This window comes from Streptomyces cyslabdanicus (assembly GCF_052663305.1).
In genome coordinates this window covers 59751-81508 of the sequence record NZ_JBQRUW010000004.1, presented here as the reverse complement: position 1 = coordinate 81508, position 21758 = coordinate 59751, and the positions used below count along the sequence as shown (strand labels likewise).

Genomic DNA, 21758 nt, shown 5'->3' with positions numbered 1-21758 from the left:
CACGCCACGGCAGACGTAGGAAGACGACCCGCGTGCCGCCGGTCACATTCACCTTCACCAGGTTGGGGCAATCTCGGCACAACGGCCACTCTCGTTGACACCTTCCGCCGGGGATGGTGTGGTCGAGAGTCTTCGACACCGCCTTCGGCTCCGCCCGGCCAAGGCCGATCGACGAGGAGGGGCCGTGCGGCTTCGGCGCGGTAGGGGGCACGGGAAGAGCACGGCCGCACTCGCGTTCGCCGTCGTGGCCGGAACACTGGGAGCCACGCCCGCGGCCGTCGCGGCGCCGTCCGCCCCCGACCCCGGCACCGGCCTCCCGGCCACGAACCCGGAGCACCCCGCCACCTCCTCCTCCGACCTCGCGGTGTGGCCGCGCCCGCAGTCCCTGCGGACGACCGGCGGCGCGGTGACGGTCGCCGACCGGGCCGTCGCCCTGGTCACCGACGCGGAGGCGGACCCGTACGCCCTGAGCGCGCTGCGCTCGCTGCTGTTCGAGGCCGGGGCCCGGACGGTCACGGACCTCGCCGGCTCGGACCCGGTTCCGGCGGGCTCCCTGGTGGTGCGCGCGTACACCGAGCGGGCGCACAGCGACCCGCGGCACGCGCTGCCCTCCGGCGGTTACCAGATCACCACCGGCGGCGGCTCCCTGACGCTCAGCGGCGCCGGGAAGGACGGCCTCTTCCACGCCGTGCAGACGCTGCGGCAGTTGCTGCGCCCCGACGGGACCGTCCCCGGCGTGACCGTCCGGGACTGGCCCGGCACCGCCGTGCGCGGCACCACCGAGGGCTTCTACGGCACCGCGTGGACGCAGCAGCAGCGGCTCGCCCAGCTGGACTTCATGGGCCGCACCAAGCAGAACCGTTACCTGTACGCCCCGGGCGACGACCTGTACCGCCAGGAGCGCTGGCGTGAGCCGTACCCGGCCGCGCAGCGGGCCGCCTTCCGGGAGCTGGCCGACCGGGCGCGCGCCAACCACGTCACGCTCGGCTGGGCGGTGGCGCCGGGCCAGTCGCTGTGCTTCGCCTCGGACGACGACGTACGGGCGCTGACGCGCAAGGTGGACGCGATGTGGGCGCTCGGATTCCGGAACTTCCAGCTCCAGTTCCAGAACGTCAGCTACAGCGAGTGGCACTGCGGCGCGGACCCGGCCCGTTTTGGTTCCGGCCCGGACGCGGCGGCACGGGCGCAGGCGCGGGTGGCGAACGAGGTCGCCCGTCACCTGGCGGAGCGGCACCCGGGCGCGGCGCCGCTGTCGTTGATGCCGACGGAGTTCTACGAGGACGGCACGACACCCTACCGGCGGGCGCTGGCGTCCGCGCTTGACGCGTCGGTCCAGGTCGCCTGGACCGGGGTGGGCGTGGTACCGCGGACCATCACGGGCGACGAACTGGCCGACGCCCGCGCCGCGTTCGGGCACCCGCTGGTCACCATGGACAACTACCCGGTCAACGACTACGCCGAGGACCGCATCTTCCTCGGCGCGTACACCGGGCGCGAACCGGCCGTCGCCAACGGCTCGGCCGCCCTGCTGGCCAACGCGATGGAGCAGGCGGAGGCCTCCCGCATCCCGCTGTTCACGGCGGCCGACTACGCCTGGAACCCCCGCGACTACCGCCCCGACGAGTCCTGGCAGGCGGCCATAGCCGACCTCGCGGGGGGCGACGCACGGCGTCACGAGGCGCTGTCGGCGCTGGCCGGCAACGACGCGTCCTCGGTGCTCGGCGGCACCGAGTCGGCGTATCTGCGCCCGCTGATCGCGGCCGTGTGGCAGGCCCGTACGACGACGGACCGGGGCGCGAACGAGCGTGCCGAGCAGCAGCTGCGCGCCGCCTTCACGACGCTGCGCGACCTGCCCCGAGGGCTGGGGGGCGATGGCACCCTGGCGGCCGAAGTCGCTCCGTGGTCGGCGCAGTTGGCCCGTTACGGCCAGGCCGGCGAGGCGGCGCTCGACATGCTCCGCGCGCAGCGCTCGGGCGACGCGACGGGCGCCTGGACCGCGTACCGGACGCTGGACCGCCTGCGGGCCGGGATCAAGCAGGCCGACGTGACGGTCGGCAAGGGCGTACTGGACCCCTTCCTCGACCGGGCACGGCAGGAGTACGAGACCTGGGCGGGCCTGGCGCACGAGCCGGCCGCGGACCCGGACGGGGCGCCGGACGGCCGCACGATCCGCTTCCCGCACGCCCGTGCCCTCACCGCCGTGACCGTCCTCAGCGACCCCGGAACCACCGGTAGCGTCGAGGTCCACGTCCCCGGCCAGGGCTGGCTCCGCGCGGGAACACTGGCCGAGCGGGGCGCGACGGAGATCTCCACCGCGCAGTCCCCGTCCCCGGGCGGCCCGGTGACGCACCCGCCGGCCCTCTGGCCGCCCGTCTCCCCGGCTCCGGACCTCTGGACGCGCCCGCCGGCCCTCGTGCAGCCCGCTCCCCCGCCGGCCGGCACCCGCGTCGACGCCGTCCGCGTCACCGGCGCCTACCCCTCCCGGGTGCGCCACCTGGTCCCCTGGTTCGCGGACACCCCGGTCGCGGACCTGGAGCTGCCGCGCGCCGAGGCCGACGCGGAGATCGGCGGCACGGAGCGGCTGACCGCCCGGCTGTCCTCCGGCCGCCCCGCCGACGTGCGGGGCAAGGTCACCGTGAAGGCTCCCGAGGGCGTCACGGTCCGTGTCCCCACCACCTCGGTCACCGTGCCCCGCGGCACCACCGTGGACGTCCCGGTCGAGGTGAGCGTGCCACCGTCCTCGCCCTCGCGCGCCTACGACATCCGCGTGACCTTCGCCGGAGTGACCCGCACCCTCACCGTCCGCGCCTTCCCGCGCACCGCAGGACCCGACCTGGCGCGCACCGGCACGGCGAGCTCCTCCGCCGACGAGACCCCCGACTTCCCGGCGTCCGCCGCGATCGACGGCAACCCGGACACCCGCTGGTCCTCCCCCGTCGACGACGGCGCCTGGTGGCAGGTGGAGCTCCCACACCCGGTGCACCTGGGCAAGGTCGCCCTCCACTGGCAGGACGCCCACCCCTCCGCCTACCGCATCCAGGTCTCCGCCGACGGCCGGCGCTGGCGCACCGCCACCACCGTCCGCGACAGCACCGGCGGCCGCGAGACGCTGCGCATGGACGCGCGGGACGTCCGCTACATCCGCGTACAGGGCGACAAGCGGGCCACCCAGTACGGCTATTCGCTGTGGTCGGTGGAGGCATACGCAGTCGCGGACTGAGCCGCGAACCGGACCGCGAACCGAACCGAACCGGTAACCGAGCCCGCCGTACCGCGCGCGATCGCACCCCGCGGACGTTTCTCGCCGATCACTATTCACTCAGTACATGTACGTAGTACATACTGAGTCGCATGAGCACCCGTCACATCCTGCTGGGCCTGCTCGCCGGAGGGCCGAGCCATGGCTACGACCTGAAGCGACGCCACGACGAACACTTCCCGCAGGCCCGCCCGCTGGCCTACGGGCAGGTCTACACGACCTTGCAGCGGCTGGTTCGCGACGAACTGGCCCAGGTGGAGGGCACCGACTCCGACGGCGGCCCGGAACGCACGCTGTACCGCCTCACGGCCGAGGGCTCCCGGGAGGTGGGCGCCTGGGCCGGGCAGGTCACGCCTCCCGCGCCCTTCGTGGCGAACGAGATCTTCGCGAAGGTCGTCGTGGCGATCCTCACCGGCGGCGACCCCGCCGCCCACCTGCTCGCGCAACGCGCCGCGCACATGGAGCGGATGCGGGAGCTGACGGCGGTCAAGACCGCCCCGGGCGCCGATCTGGCGACCGTGCTCTCGGCGGACTACGCCCTCAACCATCTCGACGCCGACCTGCGCTGGATGACCACCACGCAGGCCCGGCTGACCACCCTGACCGCTCTGACCGTGGAGGTCGACCGAGCATGAGCAACCCTCCGGCGCCCCTTGTGGTGGCCCGAGACCTCGTCAAGTCCCATGACAGGACCCCGGCGCTGCGCGGGGCGTGCCTGGAACTGCGCGAGGGCGAGATCGTCGCCGTGACCGGCGCGAGCGGCAGTGGGAAGTCCACGCTGCTGCACTGCCTGGCGGGCATCGTCCGGCCGGACGACGGCTCGGTGACGTACCGCGGGGAACGCGTCGACAGGATGGGGGAGCAGCGCCTGAGCGAGCTGCGCCGCACCGACTTCGGGGTGGTGTTCCAGTTCGGGCAGCTGATCCCCGAGCTGACCGTGGTGGACAACGTCGCACTGCCGCTGATGCTGGCCGGGGCCGCGCGGGGGGCGGCCCGGGAGCAGGCGGGGGTATGGCTGGAGCGGTTCGGGGTGCGGGAGCAGGAAGCCGCCCGCCCCGGGGAGTTGAGCGGGGGCCAGGCACAACGCGTGGCCCTGGCACGGGCGTTGGTGACCGGCCCGAAGGTGGTGTTCGCGGACGAGCCGACGGGGGCGCTGGACTCCCTGGCGAGCGAACAGGTGATGACGGCCCTGGTCGGAGCCGCCCGGGAGGCGGGTGCGGCGGTGCTGCTGATCACGCACGACGCCCAGACGGCGGCGTACGCCGACCGCGAGGTGCGGCTCCAGGACGGCGTGACGGTCGCGTCGGAGGTGCTCGTATGAGGACCGATCTGCGGCTGGCCTGGCTGCTCGTGCGGGGCTCGGACCGGCGGGAGTGGTGGCGGATCGCCCTGACCGCGGTGGGGGCGATGTGCGCGACGGGGCTGGGACTGGCGGCCGCCGTCCTGGCCACGGTACGCGGGCAGTACCGCTTCTCCTTCGGCAACGGCCTGCTCGACCAGCCCGGCGAGCGCTCCGGCGTGATCGTCACGCTGCTGCTCCTGCTGGTGCCCGTGCTCGGCTTCCTCGGGCAGTGCGCCCGGATCGGCGCGGTCCACCGCGACCGGCGGACGGCCGTGCTGCGGCTGGCGGGCGCGGAGCCGGGCCGGGTGCGGCAGATCGCGGCGCTGGAGACCGGGCTCGCCTGCCTGCTGGGCTCGGCGCTCGCCACGGCCGGGGCGGCGGCGGTGCTGGTGGCCGTGTGGGAGCGGCCGACCACGTCGGCCTGGGCCGGGATGGCGCTGGTCGCGGTCGTGGTACCGGTGCTGGGCGTGGCGGCCGGGGTGCTGGCGCTGCGCCGCGTGGTGGCCTCGCCGCTGGGATGGGTGCGGCGGAGCCGTACGCGCTCGGGGCGTGGTCCGGCGCTGCTGTTCGTGGGCGGACTGCTGGTCGTGGGCGTGGTGGCGCTGGGGGCGGTGGCCGGTACGTCCGCCGACTCCCGGAACACGGGCCTGGCGAGGGGCCCGGTCATCGTCCTGGCGGCGGTCCTCGCCGTCGGAGCGGGCGCGGTGTGGCTCACGGGCGCCCTGTCCCGGCTGACCGGCCGGCTGCTCGCGGCCCGGACCGGCTCCCCGGCGGTGCTGATCGCGGCGGAACGGCTGCGGGACGACCCGTGGGCAGCGGCCCGTACGCATGCGGCGGTGCTGCTGGTGACGGTCGTCGGGACCGGGTTCACGGGCGTACGGCAGGCCCTGCTCGCCACGTTGGAGGAGATGCGCCAAAGGCACACGCTCGGGACGGACATGTCGTTCTACACGACCGGGCTGAACCTCACCGCCGCGGCCATCGCCGTCGCCCTGGTGATCGTCCTCACGGCGCTCGCCGTCGGCACCGCCGAGTCGGTCACCACCCGTCGCCGCGCGCTGGCCGCGCAGGTGGCCGCCGGAGTGCCCCGGCGGGTGCTGGCCCGAGCCCTCCTGCTGGAGACCGCCCTGCCCCTGGCCCCGGCCGTTCTCGTGGCCGGCACGGGCGGCCTGGCGATCGGCCTCTGGTACGGCCTCCTCACCACCGGAACCGTGCCGTACACGGCGCTCCTGGTCCCGGCCGCCGTGTACGCCACCTGCCTGCTGGCCACGGCCGCCTCCCTGCCACTGCTCCGGCACTCGGTCCGCCCGGCGGAGCTGCGGTACGCGTAAACGTCCGGTCCCGGGGGTGCGGGGGACCCCCGGGACCGGAACAGCCGACGCCGGGTGTGACGCCCGGCCTGCGTACACGTACAGGACGCAGGCCGGGCGTCGCACCCGTCGGCCAATGCGAAGGCCCGGAATCGTCAGGCGGAGATGCCGTCGATCCGGGCCATCGCGTCGTCCGCGCCGTACGGCTGCAGGTAGGGCAGCCAGCGCGGGTCCCTATGCCCGGTGCCGATGATGCGCCAGGCCAGGCCCGTGGGCGGGGCCGGCTTGTGGCGCAGGCGCCAGCCGAGCTCGACCAGGTGGCGGTCGGCCTTGACATGGTTGCAGCGGCGGCAGGAGGCCACCACGTTGTCCCAGACGTGCTTGCCCCCGCGTGAGCGCGGGATGACGTGGTCGACGCTGGTGGCGATGCCACCGCAGTACATGCACCGGCCCCCGTCACGCGCGAACAGCGCCCTTCGGGTCAGAGGAACGGGCCCCCGGTAGGGAACCCGCACGAAACGCTTGAGCCGGACCACGCTGGGTGCGGGGACGGTAACAGTCGCGCTGTGCAGATAGGCGCCGGACTCCTCGAGGCAGACTGCCTTGTTCTCCAGGACGAGGATGAGCGCGCGGCGGAGCGGTACGACGCCGAGCGGCTCGTACGACGCGTTGAGGACCAGGACATGCGGCACGGATGCCTCCTTGTACGCCGGCGGCGCGTGGCTCGCGCCGGGGCTGCCTGCAGTCAGTTTCCCCTCATGCCTGGTGAACGCGCCACCATGTCCCGGTAACGGGCTGGGAGTGTTTTCGACCACACCCCATTCATCCCCCGCACCCCGGCCCCTTCACACAGCCTGTTCAGAGACCGGTGGTCACCGTCCCCCCGCGCGTCCTTCCTGGAACTTCACGGGAACCCACACACCCTGCCCCGTTAGTGTGGTGGTTCTGCCCGTCCGGTGATCTCCTCGTGACCCCGTCGATACTGACCCGTGCCGGAGGGCGGATGCACCTGGAGGTACCCGCTGTGTCCCTGCCCGCCGTCCCACTGGCCGCCGGTCCGTCGCCGTCGCCGCCGCCCTCCGAGTCGCCGGCCCTGACGGTCCCCACGCTCCAGGACGCCCACGAGAGCGCGACGAACGCGGCCAGCTGGGTCGAACAGAACTGGTCCACCTGGCTCGCCATCGGCCTGAAGATCCTGCTGATCCTGCTGATCGCGACGGTGCTGCGCGTGCTGGTCCGGCGGGCGATCACCAAGGTCATCGACCGCATGGCCCGCACCGCCCAGGCCGTGGACGGCACCGCGCTGGGCGGACTGCTGGTCAACGCCGAGCGCCGCCGGCAGCGCTCGCAGGCGATCGGGTCGGTGCTGCGTTCGGTGACGAGCTTCCTGATCCTGGGCACCGCGGCGCTGATGGTGCTGTCCACCTTCGAGATCAACCTGGCCCCCCTGCTGGCCTCGGCCGGTGTGGCCGGTGTGGCGATCGGCTTCGGCGCCCGCAACCTGGTCACCGACTTCCTCTCCGGCGTGTTCATGATCCTGGAGGACCAGTACGGCGTCGGCGACTCCATCGACGCGGGCATCGCCGTCGGCGAGGTGATCGAGGTCGGCCTGCGCGTGACCAAGCTGCGCGGCGCGAACGGCGAGATCTGGTACGTCCGCAACGGCGAGGTCAAGCGCATCGGCAACCTCTCCCAGGGCTGGGCGACGGCCGGCGTCGACGTCACCGTCAAGGCGGACGAGGACCTGGACAGGGTGAAGGCCACCCTCGACGAGGTCGCCGAGCGGATGAGCAAGGAGGAGCCCTGGAACGAGCTCCTGTGGAGCCCGATCGAGGTGCTCGGCCTGGACAGCGTGCTGATCGACTCCATGGTCGTCCACGTCACGGCCAAGACCATGCCGGGCAAGTCGGTGACCGTCGAACGGGAGCTGCGCTGGCGGGTCAAGCAGGCCTTCGACGCGGCCGACATCCGCATCGTGGGCGACGCGACGGCCCCGGAGGACGGGGCCCCGGCAGTCGACCCGACGGCGAGCATGTCGGCTCCCTCGGCGTTCGCCAGCGCCACCTCGCCGCAGTCCCTGGCGGCCTCGCCGATCCCCCCGCCGACGCTGTCGAAGTAGGGCCAGGGCGCCCGCGAGGAGGCCAGGAAGCCTGCTCCTCCCCGCGCCGTACCCCACGCTGGATACGGCACCGTTCCTCAAGGACTGACCGGACCGGGCTCCCGATCGCGCGCCTCTCACCGCCCCCGCGGCAACGACTCCGTCGCCGCGGGGGCGTTCTCTTCAGACGGCCGCTCCGTCTCTCTTGACGGCCGCTTCCCCCCGGGCATACCTTCCTGCCACTCGAACAGGAAACTTTCCTAACAGTGGTCCTCAGGGGAGGGCAGGTGACGACACGCATGCCAGGAACCGCCGGCTCGCCGGGCACACCGGGCACCCCACGGCTCCTGCGCGCCATGAACGACCGCGCCGCCCTGGACCTCCTGCTGGAGCACGGACCGCTGTCGCGCACCCGGATCGGCAAGCTGACCGGCCTGTCCAAGCCGACCGCCTCCCAGCTGCTTGCCCGCCTGGAGGCCGCCGGGCTGGTCCTCGCCACGGGGACCAGCGAGGGACGACCGGGCCCCAACGCCCAGCTGTACGCGGTCAATCCGGCCGCCGCCCACGCCGCGGGACTGGACGTCAACCCCGTCCGCATCCGGGCCGCCGTCGCCGACATCACCGGCCGCACCGTCGGCGAGTACGAGTTGCCGACCCCGGTTCGGCGTTCCTCCCCCAGGCCCTCGGCCCGGCCCGAGCAGGGGGGACCCCCGTCGCCCGTCGTACGGCAGGTCACCGACGCCCTCGACGGCGCGGTGCAGGCGGCCGGGCTGGGCCGCGGCGACGTGCGCCGGCTGGTCATCGGCACCCCCGGCGCCTTCGACCCCGGCACCGGCCGGCTGCGCTACGCCTCCCACCTGCCCGGCTGGCACTCCCCCACCCTGCTCGACGAGCTCGCCGCCGCCCTGCCGATGCCGGTGGAGTACGAGAACGACGTCAACCTCGTGGCCATGGCCGAGCAGCGGCTCGGCGCGGCCCGCGGCCACCGGGACTTCGTGCTGCTGTGGAACCAGGAGGGCCTCGGCGCCGCGCTGGTGCTCGGCGGCCGGCTGCACCGCGGCTGGACCGGCGGTGCCGGCGAGGTCGGCTTCCTGCCGGTGCCGGGCACCCCGCTGGTCCGCCAGGTGACCCGGGCCAACAGCGGCGGCTACCAGGAACTGGCCGGCTCGCAGGCCGTCCCCCGGCTCGCCCGCGAACTCGGCATCGAGGACGTGCCCTCCGGTCCCTACCCCGAGGCCGCCGCCACCCTGGTCGCCCGCGCCGCCGACCACGCCACCGGCCCCCACCGCACGCTCCTGACGACGTACGCGACCCGGCTCGCGACCGGTCTCGCCTCCCTCGTCTCCGTCCTCGACCCCGAACTCGTCGTCCTCAGCGGCGCCTCGCTCACCGCCGGCGGCGAGGTGCTGCGCGCCCTGGTCCAGGCCGAACTGGAGGAGCTGGCCGCCTCCCGGCCGCGCCTGGTGGTCGGCGACGTCCGTGAACACCCCGTACTGCGCGGCGCGTTGGAGAGCGCACTCGCGACCACCCGCGACGAGGTCTTCGACACCTCCCGCTGACCGCCGTACCGGCTGCCGTACCCGCTCCGCCCCTTCCCTCACCGCCCGCCCGTCCCAGGGAGATCCAGCCATGCCCGAAGTGTCCCGGAAAGCGGCCCTCGCCCTCGCTGCCTCCGCCGCCATGGCACTGCTCGCCACCGCCTGCACAGGTCAGCCCGACAGCTCGGGCTCCGGCGCGAACGACGACGCGTCCAAGGAGACGACCGTCAACTTCTGGCACGGCTGGAGCGACCCGAGCGAGGTCAAGGCCGTCACGTCGCTGGTCGCCGGCTTCGAGAAGGCGCACCCCAACATCCACGTGAACGTCGTCGGCAACGTGACCGACGACAAGATCAACCAGGCGCTGCGCACCGGCGGCGACAAGGCGCCCGACGTGATCTCCTCCTTCACCACCAACAACGTCGGAAAGTTCTGCTCCTCCGGCGCGCTGATCGACCTGAACCCGTTCTTCAAGAAGGCGGGCATCGACCCGGAGAAGACGTTCCCGAAGGCGATGAACGAGTACACCCAGTTCGACGGCAACCGCTGCACGGCGCCGCTGCTGGGCGACGCGTACGGCCTCTACTACAACAAGGACGCCTTCGCCAAGGCGGGCATCAAGGCTCCCCCGAAGACCTGGTCCGAGTTCGAGGCCGACGCCAAGAAGCTGACGATCACCCGGGGCGACGGCTACCAGCAGCTGGGCTTCATGCCGAACTACCACGGCTGGGAGACGCAGACCGAGCACTACTTCGCGCAGTTCTCGCCGACGTACTTCGACTCCAGCGGCAGGTCGAACCTCGCCAAGGACCCCGCGTTCGAAGAGGGCTTCACCCTTCAGAAGCGGCTCGTCGACGAGCTCGGCGGCTTCCAGAAGCTGGAGAAGTACCGCGCCACGCTCGGCGACGAGTGGGGCCCCAAGCACCCCTTCCACACCGGCCAGGTGGCCATGCAGCTCGACGGCGAGTGGCGGCTGGGCATGGCCGAGGAGGCCAAGCCGGCGTTCGAGATCGGCGTCGCCCCGCTGCCCGTCCCCGACGACCGGGCCGACCAGTACGGCAAGGGCTACCTCACCGGCACCATCGCCGGTATCGCCGCCACCAGCAAGAAGCAGAACGCGGCCTGGGAACTGGTGAAGTACATCACCACGGACACCGACGCGGTGGTCGGCTTCGCCAACGACATCCACAACGTGCCCTCCACGCTGGACGCGCTGAAGTCCCCGAAGCTGAAGTACGACCCGCGCTTCCGGACGTTCCTGGACATCGCCGCCGACCCGAACTCGACCACCACGCCCGCGTCGGTCAACGGCGGCCAGTACCTGGTGACGATCCAGCAGTTCGGCTACGACTACGAGAGCGGCAAGGCGAAGGATCTCAGGGCGGGCCTGGCCAGGACGGCCCAGCAGATCGACACGGACATCGCGCAGGCGAAGTAGGCGCGCATGACCACCGTCACCCTGGCGTCCAGGCGCCGCCGTTCGGCGCTGAGGACCCTCGCCTTCATGTCGCCGTGGCTGATCGGCTTCGCGGTCTTCTTCGCGTACCCGCTGATCTCCACCGTCTACTTCTCGTTCATGCACTACGACGGCTTCCAGCCGCCCACGTGGCGCGGGACGCAGAACTGGACGTACGTCTTCGAGAACTACCCCCTGTTCTGGCCGGCCCTGCGCAACACGCTGTGGCTGGTGCTGGTGATGGTCAGCCTGCGGGTCGTCTTCGGGCTCGGCGTGGGCCTGCTCATCACCAGGATCAAGACGGGCACGGGGGTCTTCCGCACCCTGTTCTATCTGCCCTACCTGGCCCCGCCGGTGGCGGCGACCATGGCCTTCGCCTTCCTCCTCAACCCCGGGACGGGCCCGGTCAACTCCCTCCTGGAGCGGGTCGGGATCTCCGCCCCCGGCTGGTTCAACGACCCCGCCTGGTCCAAGCCGGCCCTGACGATGCTCGCCCTGTGGGGCATCGGCGACCTGATGGTCATCTTCATGGCCGCGCTGCTCGACGTGCCCACGGAGCAGTACGAGGCCGCGGAGCTGGACGGCGCCTCGCCCTGGCAGCGCTTCCGGTACGTCACGCTGCCGAACATCTCGCCGATCGTGATGTTCGCGGTGGTCACCGGGGTGATCCAGACGATGCAGTACTACACCGAGCCGCTGATCGCCGGGAAGGTCGCCTCGGGCGTGATCCAGGGCTCGGGCACCCAGTTCGAGCCCGGCTACCCGGACAGGTCCACGCTCACCCTCCCCCAACTCGTGTACAACCTCGGCTTCCAGCGCTTCGAATACGGCCCGGCCTGTGTGGTGGCGCTGGTGCTGTTCGTCCTGTCGATGGTGTTCACCGCGTTCCTGATGCGGCGCCGGGGCGGTCTGATCCAGGCAGGTGACTGACGATGACCCACGTACTGGACACGCCGGTGGAGCCGGGGACCCGACGGCGGGGGCCGGTCTCCCCCGCCGAGCGCACGGCCCGCCGCAGGGCGGTGCTGGAGTGGATCGCGGTCCACGCGCTCGGCGTGGCGGCGGCCCTCTTCTTCACCCTCCCCTTCGTCTTCGTCTTCCTGACCTCGCTGATGAGCGACAGCCAGGCGCTCAGCCGCGACCTGATCCCGCACACCTGGGAATGGGGCAACTACCAGAAGGTCTTCGCCACCCCGGGCTTCCTCACCTGGTGGCGGAACACGCTGCTCTACGCCGGTCTGGGCACCGTCCTGACCGTGGCGTCCTCGCTGCCCGTGGCGTACGCGCTGGCCAAGTTCCGCTTCCGGGGCCGCAACCTGTCCCTCATGCTGGTGATCTCGATGATGATGCTGCCCCCGCAGGTGGTCATCATCCCGATGTACCTGTTCTGGGCCAAGCAACTGGACCTGTCCGGCACGCTGTGGCCGCTGATCATCCCGATGGCGTTCGGTGACGCGTTCTCCATCTTCCTGCTGCGGCAGTTCCTGCTGACCATCCCGAACGAGTACCTGGACGCGGCGCGGGTGGACGGCTGCGGCGAGCTGCGCACCCTGCTGAAGGTCGTCGTCCCCATGGCCAGGCCGGGCATCGCGGCCGTCGCCCTCTTCCAGTTCTTCTACGCCTGGAACGACTACTTCGGGCCGCAGATCTACGCCTCCGAGAACCCGGGCGCCTGGACCCTGTCCTACGGCCTCGAGTCCTTCAAGGGCGCCCACCACACCGACTGGAACCTCACCATGGCCGCGACCGTTCTGGTCATGGCCCCAGTGATCCTCGTGTTCTTCTTCGCCCAGAAGGCGTTCGTCGAGGGTGTCACGCTCACCGGAGTGAAGGGTTAGACAAGCTATGAAACTCACCGTGGTCGGCGGCGGTTCGACCTACACACCCGAACTCGTCGACGGTTTCGCGCGGCTGAGGGACACCCTGCCCGTCGAGGAACTCGTGCTGGTGGACCCGGCGACGGACCGGCTGGAGCTGGTGGGCGGACTGGCCCGCCGCATCTTCGCCCACCAGGGCCACCCGGGCCGTGTCGTCACCACCTCCGACCTGGACGCGGGCATCGACGGCGCCGACGCGGTGCTGCTCCAGTTGCGCGTCGGCGGCCAGGCGGCCCGGCAGCAGGACGAGACCTGGCCCCTGGAGTGCGGCTGCGTCGGCCAGGAGACCACCGGCGCGGGCGGTCTGGCCAAGGCGCTGCGCACGGTCCCGGTGGTGCTGGACATCGCCGACCGGGTCCGCCGCGCCAACCCGAACGCCTGGATCATCGACTTCACCAACCCGGTCGGCATCGTCACCCGTGCCCTGCTCCAGGCCGGCCACCGCGCGGTCGGCCTGTGCAACGTGGCGATCGGCCTCCAGCGCAAGTTCGCGGCGATGCTCGACCTCGCGCCCGCCGACGTCCACCTGGACCACGTGGGCCTGAACCACCTCACCTGGGAGACGGGGGTGCGCCTGGGCGGCCCGGAGGGCGAGGACGTGCTCCCCCGGCTGCTGGCCGAGCACGGCGGGACGATCGCCGGCGACCTGCGCCTGCCCCGCCCGCTCCTGGACCGCCTGGGCGTGGTCCCCTCCTACTACCTGCGCTACTACTACGCGCACGACGAGGTCGTGGAGGAACTGCGCACCAAGCCGTCCCGGGCGGCCGAAGTGGCCGCGATGGAGCGCGAGCTGCTGACGATGTACGGCGACCCGGCCCTGGTGGAGAAGCCGGCCCTGCTCGCCCGGCGGGGCGGCGCCTACTACTCGGAAGCGGCCGTGGACCTGGCGGCGGCCCTGCTGGGCGGAGCGGGCAACCCGTACCAGGTGGTGAACGCGTACAACAGGGGCACCCTGCCCTTCCTCCCGGACGACGCGGTGATCGAGGTGCAGGCGGCGGTGGGCACCAAGGGCCCGGTCCCCCTCCCGGTCTCCCCCGTCGACCCGCTGTACGCGGGCCTGATGGCGGACGTCACCGCGTACGAGGACCTGGCCCTGGACGCGGCCCTGCGCGGCGGCCGGGACCGGGTCTTCCGCGCCCTCCTCTCGCATCCCCTGATCGGCCAGTACGCCTACGCCGAGACCCTCACCGACCAACTGGTCGCGCACAACCGGGAGTACCTCGCGTGGGCCTGACCGCAAGCGTCCTCGCGATCGACGCGGGCAACAGCAAGACCGACGTCGCGGTCGTGGCGGCCGACGGGCACGTCCTCGCCACGGCCCGCGGCGGCGGGTTCCGGCCGCCGTCCGTGGGCGTCAAGGCCGCGGTGGACTCCCTGGAGGAAACGGTCCGGCGGACGTACGCGCAGGCCGGCGTCACCGCCGCGGACCATGTCGCGGCATGCCTGGCCAACGCCGATCTGCCCGTGGAGGAGGAGCAGTTGGCGTCCGCCCTGCACGCGCGCGCGTGGGGCACGACCGTGGAGGTCCGCAACGACACGTTCGCGATCCTGCGCGCGGGCGTGTCCGAACCGCGCGGTGTCGCGGTCGTCTGCGGCGCGGGCATCAACTGCGTCGGCATGCTCCCGGACGGCCGCACCGCCCGCTTCCCCGCCCTCGGCCGCGTCTCCGGCGACTGGGGCGGCGGCTGGGGCCTGGCGGAGGAGGCCCTGTGGTACGCGGCCCGTGCGGAGGACGGCCGCGGAGCGCCCACGGCCCTGTCCCGCGGCCTCCCCGCCCACTTCGGCCTCGACTCCGTGTACGCCCTCATCGAGGCGCTGCACCTGGGACACGTCGACCACCACCGCCGCCACGAACTGGCCCCGGTCCTCTTCGCCACGGCCGACGAGGGCGATCCGGTCGCCCGCACGATCGTCGACCGCCAGGCCGAGGAGGTGGTGGTCATGGCCACGGTCGCCCTGACCCGCCTCGGGCTGCTCGACGAGGAGACCCCGGTCCTCCTCGGCGGCAGTGTCCTCGCCGCCCGCCACCCCCGGCTCGACGACGCCGTCCGCGCCCTCCTCGCCGCCCGCGCGCCCAAGGCGGTCCCGCGGGTCGTCACGGCCCGTCCGGTCCTGGGCGCGGCCCTCCTGGGCCTGGACCACGTGGGAGCCCCGGCGGCGGCCCGGGAAAGGGTGCGGGCCCACTTCGAGCGGTGAGCGGCGGCGCGCCCGTGCGGGGGAGGCACGAGGGAAGCGCGGGCGGGCGCGGGGGGAACCGAACTGGTTCCCCCCGCGTATTCATGGGCAAGGGGTGGTACGGGGCGAGCGCGCCGCGGCCGGGCGAGATCCGGTGAAGGCGTCTGCGGATGCCGGTCCCGGCAGCGATACTTGCGGCGACGGATGACCACGGGGGAGGTCAACAGTGACACAACCGCCGACGAGCAGTTCGGCACCGGCGGGCCCGGGCCTGCCCACGCTGCCGGCGGTGCCACCGCAGCCCGCGGCGCCTGCTCCCGCCGCCCGGCCCGCCGCGCCGCCGCGCCGCACCGCCTTCGCCGAGGGTGCCGAGCGCCTGCGCGGCGCCGCCACCACGGAGCCCGGCCGCCTCCGCATCATCGGCGCCGTCCTCGCGCTCCTCGTCGTGGCCTTCGGCGCGGTCACCGCCCTGCAGACCACCGACCGCGCCTCGGCCGCCGACGACGTCCTCCACCGCAGCCAGCCGCTCAGCTCCGACGCCGCGGACATCTACCGCTCGCTCGCCGACGCCAACACCATGGCGACCAGCGGCTACCTGGCCGGCCTCCAGGAGACGGCGGCCACCCGCGAGCGCTACGAGTCCGACGTCCGCACGGCCGCCGCCAAGCTGGTCACCGCCGCCGCCAACTCCGCCCCCGGCAGCCCCTCCGCGAAGACCATCACCAAGCTCAACGAACTCCTGCCGCGCTACAAGGGCCTGGTCGAGTCCGCCCGCGCCAACAACCGCCAGGGCTTCCCGGTGGGCGGCGCGTACCTGCGCGCCGCCAACGACACCATGCAGACCGAGATGCTCCCGGCGGCCGAGGACCTGTACCAGAAGGAGAACCAGCGGCTGCGCTCCGACTACGGGGACGCGACACCGTACCCGTGGGCCGCGATCGCCCTCGGCGTGGTCGCCCTGGCAGCCCTCGCCTGGGCCCAGCGGCGCAACTACCGGCGGACGAACCGGGTGCTGAACCACGGCCTGGTCGCCGCCACCGCCGCCACCACGGTCGTCCTGCTGTGGCTGGTGATCGGCCACAGCGTCGCGCGCGCGGGGCTCAACGGCTCCTACACGCACGGCGTGCGCTCGCTGAACGTGCTGCACGACGCCCGTATCGCCTCCCTCAAGGCCCGCAGCGACGAGAACCTGACCCTCGTCAGCCGCGGCGCGGAGACCAAGACGCTGAAGGACGGCTCGATCATGGACGCCTACGACTGGGCGTACGACCAGGAGATCGACGCCCTCACCCGGACGCTGGCCCGGGCCGGCGCCCTCGCCGAGGACCCGGCCGGCAGGAAGCCGGTGAGCACGGCGAGCGAGTCGACGAAGGTCTGGAAGTCCCGGCACGAACAGGCCAGCCAGGCCAACGACTCCGGCGACTACCAGACGGCACGCGACCTGGTCATCGGCACCACCGCCAAGGACCGGGCGGAGTCCACGGGCGAGTGCTTCGACAGCGTCGACGCCTCCCTCGCCTCGGCGCTCACCCACGAAAGGGGCAGGTTCCAGCAGGCCGCGGAGGACGGCCGGGCCGCCATGACGGGCCTGCCCGTCGGCTCCGCGGTGCTCGCGGTGCTCGGCGCGGCCGGCGCGCTGCTGGGCATGGGGCGCAGGCTTTCGGAGTACCGGTGAAAGGGAGCGTGGCAGCGGTGAGAGGGGGCGTGGCGATGCGAGCACGACGTCTGCGGGCCGGCCTGAAGGGCTGGGGCGGTGTCGGCGCGATGGCGGCCGTCTGCGCCCTGGCGCTGGCGTTCGTCCTGCTGCTGCCCCGCACCCAGCCCGACGGCGCGGGCGGCACCGCCATGAGCGGTCCGCGCGCCGCGCGGGGCACCCAGTCCAAGGCGGACAACTGCGAGGACAGCCAGGCCCAGAACCTGAGCCCGGCCCCGTCGAGCGCCGACGGCCCCACGCTGAAGGCCATCCGCTCGCGTGGCTACCTGTCGGTCGGCGTCGACCAGAACAGCTACCGCTGGGGCTACCGCAACCCGAACAACGCCTCCGGCGCGCTGGAGGGCTTCGACATCGACCTCGTGCACCGCATCGCCGAGGACATCCTCGGCGACGCGGACAAGGTCCAGTTCAGGGCCATCCCCACCAACGAGCGGATACCCGCGATCCAGAGCGGCCGGGTGGACATGGTGGTGCGCACCATGACCGTCACCTGCGACCGCCTGAAGCAGGTGGCGTTCTCCGCCCCCTACTTCCTGACCGGCCAGCAGGTCCTGGCCCCCAGGACCTCGGACATCACCGGCTACGACGACTCCCTCGCCGGGAAGAAGATCTGCTCGGCGACCGGCTCCACGGCCTACGACCACCTGTCCGCGGACACGAAGAACGGCAGCCTCCCCGCGTCAACCGACATCACCACCACCGTCCCCAACCAGCTGGACTGCCTGGTGCGGCTCCAACTCGGCGAGGTGGACGCGGTGGTGACCGACGGCGCGCTCGCCGCCAGCCAGGCCGCGCAGGACCCCACGGTGGCCCTGAAGGGCGCCTCCTTCACCAAGGAGTTCTACGGTGTGGCCATGAAGCTCGGTCCGGACGATCTGGTCCGCCAGGTCAACCGGACACTGGAGAACTACCGCAAGGACGGGGGCTGGAAGGCGTCGTACGGCAGGTGGTTGTCCGCCACGTTGGGTAAGGACTCACCGTCGGCCACAGCGCCGACGCCGGTCTACCGGTGACCGGCCACCGGCCGGGGCGCGGGCGACGGACCGGTACCACCCGACAGGACACAGGCGACACGCAGCAGCGAGAGGTGATCGATGGGCGTCACGGACCCCGCCGGGCCGGTGATGGACCGGGACGAGGTGGACCGTGCGCTGGCGCGGCTCGGCGCGGAGCACGAGGCCATCGAGACCTCGCTGCTCGCCCTTCAGGACCACGCGGGCCGCAGACTCCTGGAGGGCGCCGAGCTGACCGGTGTCACCAAGGAACGCTGGGCGGCCACCGAGGCGTCGATCACGCTGCTGTGGGCGTACTTCGACGCCTACAGCGGCGCCCTGCGCGCCGCCCGTGAGATCCGTGCCCGCCGCCGCTGGTCCAGCCGCGAGGACCTGGCGGAGCTGACCGAGCTGCTGCGCGGCGAGTCCGTCACCGTCCCCGGCGCGGCCGCCGCGCCCGCGCTGCCCGGGCCGGGCCGGCTGAGCCAGAGTTTCTCCCTGGCCGCGCTGGTGGAGCGGATGAACGAGCTGTACGCGACCGGCCTGGACATGGTGGTCGCCGCCGACGCGGTCTGGTCGGCGCTGCCCGCGCGGATCGATCTGCTGGCCGCGGAACTCCAGCGCACCCGCCGGCTCGCGCACTCGGTCGGCGTCCGCCCCGGCGAGCACCCGGCGGGCGACGATCTGGAGCACGTCACACGCACACTGACGCGGCTGCGCGCGGAGGTGATCTCCGATCCGCTCGCCTTCTGGGTGCCCGCGCAGGGCAGTTCGGCCCCGGGCGGCGGACGGCCGGACACCACGGTGTACGACCGTCAGGCGCGGGCCCTGGACGAGGTGCGCCGGGAGATCGAGGCCGTGCTCGGGGTCCGGCAGGACGCCGAGCAGCGGCTGATCAGACTGCGGGACGTGCTCTCGCGCGCGGACCGCACGCTCGCCGAGGCGCGCACCGCGCGCGGCGAGGTGCTGGCGAAGATCGCCGCCACGGAGGTGCCGGTGGTCAGCGGTCCGCCGACCGTCCTTCAGGAGCAGCTGGCGACGGCCGCCGAGTACCGCAGGCAGGCCCGGTGGCACCGGCTGTCGCCGCTGCTGGAATCGCTGGAGCAGAAGGCGGATGACGAACTCCAGCGTGCCCGTGAGTCGTTGACGGCGGTCACCGCGCCGCTGGCGGTCCGTGCCGAGCTGCGCGGGCGGCTGGACGCGTACAAGGCGAAGGTCGCCCGGCACGGCCTGGCGGAGGACCCGCTGCTGGTCGAGCGGTACGACGCGGCCCGCCGCATGCTGTGGAGCGCGCCCTGCGACCTGCGGGTGGCCGAACAGGCCGTGCGGCGCTACCAGCAGGCGGCGGCCGAGCTGCTCGGCGGCTCCCGGGTGCCGGATCAGGGCGGGTCCGAGGGACGGCAGGGGGAGTCATGAGTCAGGCGGGGCAGACCTGTCAGCGGCCGGACTGCGGCGGGACGTACGAGGACGTCGGCGGCGGCGAGCTGTACTGCGACACATGTGGTCTGGCGCCGGTCGTGTCGGCATCGGGGTCTCCCCTGCTCGATCGCAGCCGAGAGCTCGGGGAAGGCTCGGTGGGGTCGCCGCCCACCGGGGTGGCCGTCGGCGGCAGGGGCTCGCGGGGCTCGGCGGGCAGCGGCCGTTCGTCCTCCAGCGCCCGCAGTTCGCGTACGTCGTCGCAGTCGACGGGTTCCTCACGGTCCCACCGCTCGGTGTCGGGACGGCTCTCGCGCTCTCTGTCGGGCAAGGTGACCGGCCGCTCGGTGTCGGTGCGCAGCTCCGGCTCCGCGTCGGGCTCCTCCAGCCGCAGCCGGCTGGGCGCGGGCCTGGTGCAGGTGCCGCAGGTGCCGCGGCCCGACCCGCGTTCGATGGTGCTCGAGAACCCCGAGGTGCCGGAACGCAAGCGATTCTGCTCGCGCTCGGACTGCGGGGGGCCGGTCGGGCGCGCCCGGGGGGACCGCCCGGGCCGTACGGAGGGCTTCTGCACCAAGTGCGGGCACCCGTACTCCTTCGTGCCCAAGCTGAGGGCCGGGGACATCGTCCACGGCCAGTACGAGGTCGTGGACTGTCTGGCGCACGGCGGCCTGGGCTGGATCTACCTCGCCGTGGACCGGGCCGTGTCCGACCGCTGGGTGGTGCTCAAGGGCCTGCTGGACACCGGCGACCAGGACGCGATGGAGGCGGCGATCTCCGAGCGGCGGTTCCTGGCCGAGATCGAGCACGCCAACATCGTGCGGATCTACAACTTCGTCGAGCACCTCGACCAGCGCACCGGCTCCCTCGACGGCTACATCGTGATGGAGTACGTCGGCGGCAAGTCGCTGAAGGAGATCGCCAACTCCCGCCGCACCCCGGAGGGCAGACGCGATCCGCTGCCGGTGGAACAGGCCTGCGCGTACGGCATCGAGGCTCTGGAGGCGCTCGGCCATCTGCATGGCCGCAACCTGCTGTACTGCGACTTCAAGGTCGACAACGCGATCCAGACCGAGGACCAGCTCAAGCTGATCGACATGGGCGCGGTGCGCCGTATGGACGACGACGAGTCGGCCATCTACGGCACGGTCGGCTACCAGTCGCCCGAAGTCGCCGAGGTCGGCCCTTCGGTGGCCAGCGACCTGTACACGGTGGGACGGACGCTCGCCGTCCTCACCTTCGACTTCCAGGGCTACACGAACGTCTTCGCGGACTCCCTGCCCGACCCCGACAACATCGACGTCTTCCGCCGGTACGAGTCCTTCTACCGGCTGCTGGTCCGTGCCACCGACCCCGACCCGGCCCGCCGGTTCGCCTCGGCGCAGGAGATGTCCGAGCAGCTCACGGGCGTGCTGCGGGAGGTCGTGTCCCTGCAGACCGGCCGGGCACGGCCGGCCCTTTCGACCCTGTTCGGCCCGGAACTCCGGGTGACGGACACGGAGTTGTTCCCGAAGCTGGACGGGGACGTGTCCCGGCTGGGGGCGCGGGCGACGCGCTCGCGCGGTTCGGCCCCGGCCCTCACGTCCGGTACCGCGCACGGCCACGGAACTCCGAACACGCCGAACGCCCCGGCTCCCCCGGCGCTCGTCAAGCCCGTCGACACGCAGGCCGCAGCGCTCGCCCTGCCGGTCCCGCACGTCGACCCGGGTGACCCGAACGCGGGTTTCCTGGCGGGTCTGTTGACGTCCGCGCCCGGGGAACTGGCGCACGCGCTCGCGGCGGCGCCCACGCAGTCGGCCGAGACCCGGCTGCGCCAGGTCCGCGCCCGCCTGGAGACCGGTGAACCGGCCACGGCGCTGGAGGTACTGCGCCAACTGGAGCAGCAGCACCCGGACGACTGGCGGGTCGTCTGGTACCGGGGCCTGGCCGCCCTGGTCACCGGCGACCACGAGGACGCGGCCCTCGCCTTCGACGCGGTCTACGACGCCTTCCCCGGTGAGGTCGCGCCGAAGCTGGCGCTCGGCCTGTGCGCCGAGGTGCTCGGCCAGCTCGACAACGCCGCCGAGTACTACCGCCTGGTGTGGTCGACCGATCCGAGCCAGGTCAGCGCCGCGTTCGGCCTGGCCCGCGTGCGGCTCGCCACCGGCGACCGGCACGGCGCGGTACGGACCCTGGAGTCCGTTCCGGAGTCCTCCATCCACTACACGGCGGCGCGCGTGGCGGCCGTACGGGCACGTCTGCGGCACCGTACGGCGGCGGCGTCCGACACGCCGTTCCTGGACGATCTGACGGCCGCCTCCGGGCAGGTCGAGGCGCTCCAGGCCTACGGTCTGGACCCGGCACGGCGCGAACGGTTGTCGGCGGAGGTCCTAGGCTGTGCCCTGGACTGGATACTCTCCGGGGGCCGGGCCACCGACCCGGCCGCCCAACGGGTGCTGCTCGGCAGCGACCTGGACGAGCGGGGACTCCGCTTCGGCCTGGAGCGTTCGTACCGCACGCTGGCCCGGCTGGCGCCCGGTGGCGAGGAGAGGATCGACCTGGTGGAACGTGCCAACCGTTACCGCCCCCGGACGTGGGTGTAGTT

At 72.8% G+C, this 21758-nt stretch carries 17 protein-coding genes; 15 read left to right on the top strand and 2 right to left on the bottom strand.

The annotated features are described in order from the left end of the window. Positions 1 to 184 precede the first annotated feature (184 nt). From ACTYVM_RS03905 to ACTYVM_RS03890, 4 genes are all read left to right on the top strand, one after another. Positions 185 to 3220 carry a glycoside hydrolase family 84 protein gene (locus ACTYVM_RS03905; protein ID WP_445524553.1) on the top strand — a complete coding sequence of 1012 codons (3036 nt, stop codon included), beginning with the start codon at positions 185 to 187 and terminating at the stop codon, positions 3218 to 3220. A 131-nt stretch (positions 3221 to 3351) separates the two neighbouring features. After that, positions 3352 to 3894: a PadR family transcriptional regulator gene (locus ACTYVM_RS03900; protein WP_445524552.1), complete on the top strand. Its 543-nt coding sequence runs from the start codon at positions 3352 to 3354 to the stop codon at positions 3892 to 3894. Further along, positions 3891 to 4580, top strand: coding sequence for an ABC transporter ATP-binding protein (locus tag ACTYVM_RS03895; protein ID WP_445524551.1), 690 nt, complete (start codon positions 3891 to 3893; stop codon positions 4578 to 4580). Before ACTYVM_RS03900 ends, ACTYVM_RS03895 begins: the two co-directional genes overlap by 4 nt. After that, the gene (locus tag ACTYVM_RS03890; protein ID WP_445524550.1) at positions 4577 to 5932 is read left to right on the top strand and encodes an ABC transporter permease; all 1356 of its coding nucleotides are present in this window, start codon (positions 4577 to 4579) and stop codon (positions 5930 to 5932) included. The genes ACTYVM_RS03895 and ACTYVM_RS03890 overlap by 4 nt, the downstream gene beginning before the upstream one ends. 134 nt (positions 5933 to 6066) lie before the next feature. Here ACTYVM_RS03890 and ACTYVM_RS03885 read toward each other — a convergent pair whose 3' ends face one another. Further along, a complete protein-coding gene (locus ACTYVM_RS03885) occupies positions 6067 to 6603 on the bottom strand; it encodes an HNH endonuclease (RefSeq protein ID WP_445524549.1) in 537 nt (178 codons plus the stop codon). Positions 6604 to 6914: 311 nt separating this feature from the next. On the opposite strand from ACTYVM_RS03885, the gene ACTYVM_RS03880 reads away from it, so the two are divergent. From ACTYVM_RS03880 to ACTYVM_RS03835, 10 genes are all read left to right on the top strand, one after another. After that, positions 6915 to 8030 (top strand): mechanosensitive ion channel family protein, encoded by a 1116-nt coding sequence (locus tag ACTYVM_RS03880; protein ID WP_445524571.1) that lies wholly within the window; start codon positions 6915 to 6917, stop codon positions 8028 to 8030. 278 nt (positions 8031 to 8308) lie between these two features. Continuing rightward, positions 8309 to 9568 (top strand): ROK family transcriptional regulator, encoded by a 1260-nt coding sequence (locus tag ACTYVM_RS03875; protein WP_445524548.1) that lies wholly within the window; start codon positions 8309 to 8311, stop codon positions 9566 to 9568. 70 nt (positions 9569 to 9638) lie between these two features. Then, entirely contained in the window at positions 9639 to 10985 is a 1347-nt protein-coding gene (locus ACTYVM_RS03870; protein ID WP_445524547.1) for an ABC transporter substrate-binding protein, read from the top strand. A 6-nt stretch (positions 10986 to 10991) separates the two neighbouring features. Continuing rightward, positions 10992 to 11933, top strand: a complete 942-nt coding sequence (locus ACTYVM_RS03865) for a carbohydrate ABC transporter permease (protein WP_445524546.1) — start codon at positions 10992 to 10994, stop codon at positions 11931 to 11933. 2 nt (positions 11934 to 11935) lie between these two features. Beyond that, positions 11936 to 12841 (top strand): carbohydrate ABC transporter permease, encoded by a 906-nt coding sequence (locus ACTYVM_RS03860; protein WP_445524545.1) that lies wholly within the window; start codon positions 11936 to 11938, stop codon positions 12839 to 12841. A gap of 7 nt (positions 12842 to 12848) precedes the next feature. After that, complete coding sequence (locus ACTYVM_RS03855; RefSeq protein WP_445524544.1) at positions 12849 to 14114, top strand: 6-phospho-beta-glucosidase; 1266 nt, start codon at positions 12849 to 12851, stop codon at positions 14112 to 14114. Next, the gene (locus ACTYVM_RS03850; protein WP_445524543.1) at positions 14105 to 15076 is read left to right on the top strand and encodes an N-acetylglucosamine kinase; all 972 of its coding nucleotides are present in this window, start codon (positions 14105 to 14107) and stop codon (positions 15074 to 15076) included. Before ACTYVM_RS03855 ends, ACTYVM_RS03850 begins: the two co-directional genes overlap by 10 nt. Positions 15077 to 15281: 205 nt before the next feature. Further along, positions 15282 to 16730, top strand: a complete 1449-nt coding sequence (locus ACTYVM_RS03845; protein WP_445524542.1) for a GlnX family signal transduction membrane protein — start codon at positions 15282 to 15284, stop codon at positions 16728 to 16730. A 35-nt stretch (positions 16731 to 16765) separates the two neighbouring features. Continuing rightward, positions 16766 to 17782: a glutamate ABC transporter substrate-binding protein gene (locus ACTYVM_RS03840; RefSeq protein ID WP_445524541.1), complete on the top strand. Its 1017-nt coding sequence runs from the start codon at positions 16766 to 16768 to the stop codon at positions 17780 to 17782. Between the two features lie 81 nt (positions 17783 to 17863). Then, complete coding sequence (locus tag ACTYVM_RS03835; RefSeq protein ID WP_445524540.1) at positions 17864 to 19177, top strand: hypothetical protein; 1314 nt, start codon at positions 17864 to 17866, stop codon at positions 19175 to 19177. 19 nt (positions 19178 to 19196) lie between these two features. Here the strand turns inward: ACTYVM_RS03835 and ACTYVM_RS03830 are convergent, their stop codons facing one another. Further along, positions 19197 to 19508 (bottom strand): hypothetical protein, encoded by a 312-nt coding sequence (locus ACTYVM_RS03830; RefSeq protein ID WP_445524539.1) that lies wholly within the window; start codon positions 19506 to 19508, stop codon positions 19197 to 19199. A gap of 16 nt (positions 19509 to 19524) precedes the next feature. On the opposite strand from ACTYVM_RS03830, the gene ACTYVM_RS03825 reads away from it, so the two are divergent. Then, positions 19525 to 21756 carry a serine/threonine-protein kinase gene (locus ACTYVM_RS03825; protein WP_445524538.1) on the top strand — a complete coding sequence of 744 codons (2232 nt, stop codon included), beginning with the start codon at positions 19525 to 19527 and terminating at the stop codon, positions 21754 to 21756. Positions 21757 to 21758 lie beyond the last annotated feature (2 nt).

Excerpts from the sequence above, each read along its gene's own strand:
- ACTYVM_RS03880 (WP_445524571.1), top strand. The coding sequence starts at position 6,915 with ATGCACCTGGAGGTACCCGCTGTGTCCCTGCCCGCCGTCCCACTGGCC.
- ACTYVM_RS03835 (WP_445524540.1), top strand. The coding sequence starts at position 17,864 with ATGGGCGTCACGGACCCCGCCGGGCCGGTGATGGACCGGGACGAGGTG.
- ACTYVM_RS03870 (WP_445524547.1), top strand. The coding sequence starts at position 9,639 with ATGCCCGAAGTGTCCCGGAAAGCGGCCCTCGCCCTCGCTGCCTCCGCC.
- ACTYVM_RS03840 (WP_445524541.1), top strand. The coding sequence starts at position 16,766 with ATGCGAGCACGACGTCTGCGGGCCGGCCTGAAGGGCTGGGGCGGTGTC.
- ACTYVM_RS03860 (WP_445524545.1), top strand. The coding sequence starts at position 11,936 with ATGACCCACGTACTGGACACGCCGGTGGAGCCGGGGACCCGACGGCGG.
- ACTYVM_RS03895 (WP_445524551.1), top strand. The coding sequence starts at position 3,891 with ATGAGCAACCCTCCGGCGCCCCTTGTGGTGGCCCGAGACCTCGTCAAG.
- ACTYVM_RS03900 (WP_445524552.1), top strand. The coding sequence starts at position 3,352 with ATGAGCACCCGTCACATCCTGCTGGGCCTGCTCGCCGGAGGGCCGAGC.
- ACTYVM_RS03890 (WP_445524550.1), top strand. The coding sequence starts at position 4,577 with ATGAGGACCGATCTGCGGCTGGCCTGGCTGCTCGTGCGGGGCTCGGAC.
- ACTYVM_RS03855 (WP_445524544.1), top strand. The coding sequence starts at position 12,849 with ATGAAACTCACCGTGGTCGGCGGCGGTTCGACCTACACACCCGAACTC.
- ACTYVM_RS03865 (WP_445524546.1), top strand. The coding sequence starts at position 10,992 with ATGACCACCGTCACCCTGGCGTCCAGGCGCCGCCGTTCGGCGCTGAGG.
- ACTYVM_RS03875 (WP_445524548.1), top strand. The coding sequence starts at position 8,309 with ATGCCAGGAACCGCCGGCTCGCCGGGCACACCGGGCACCCCACGGCTC.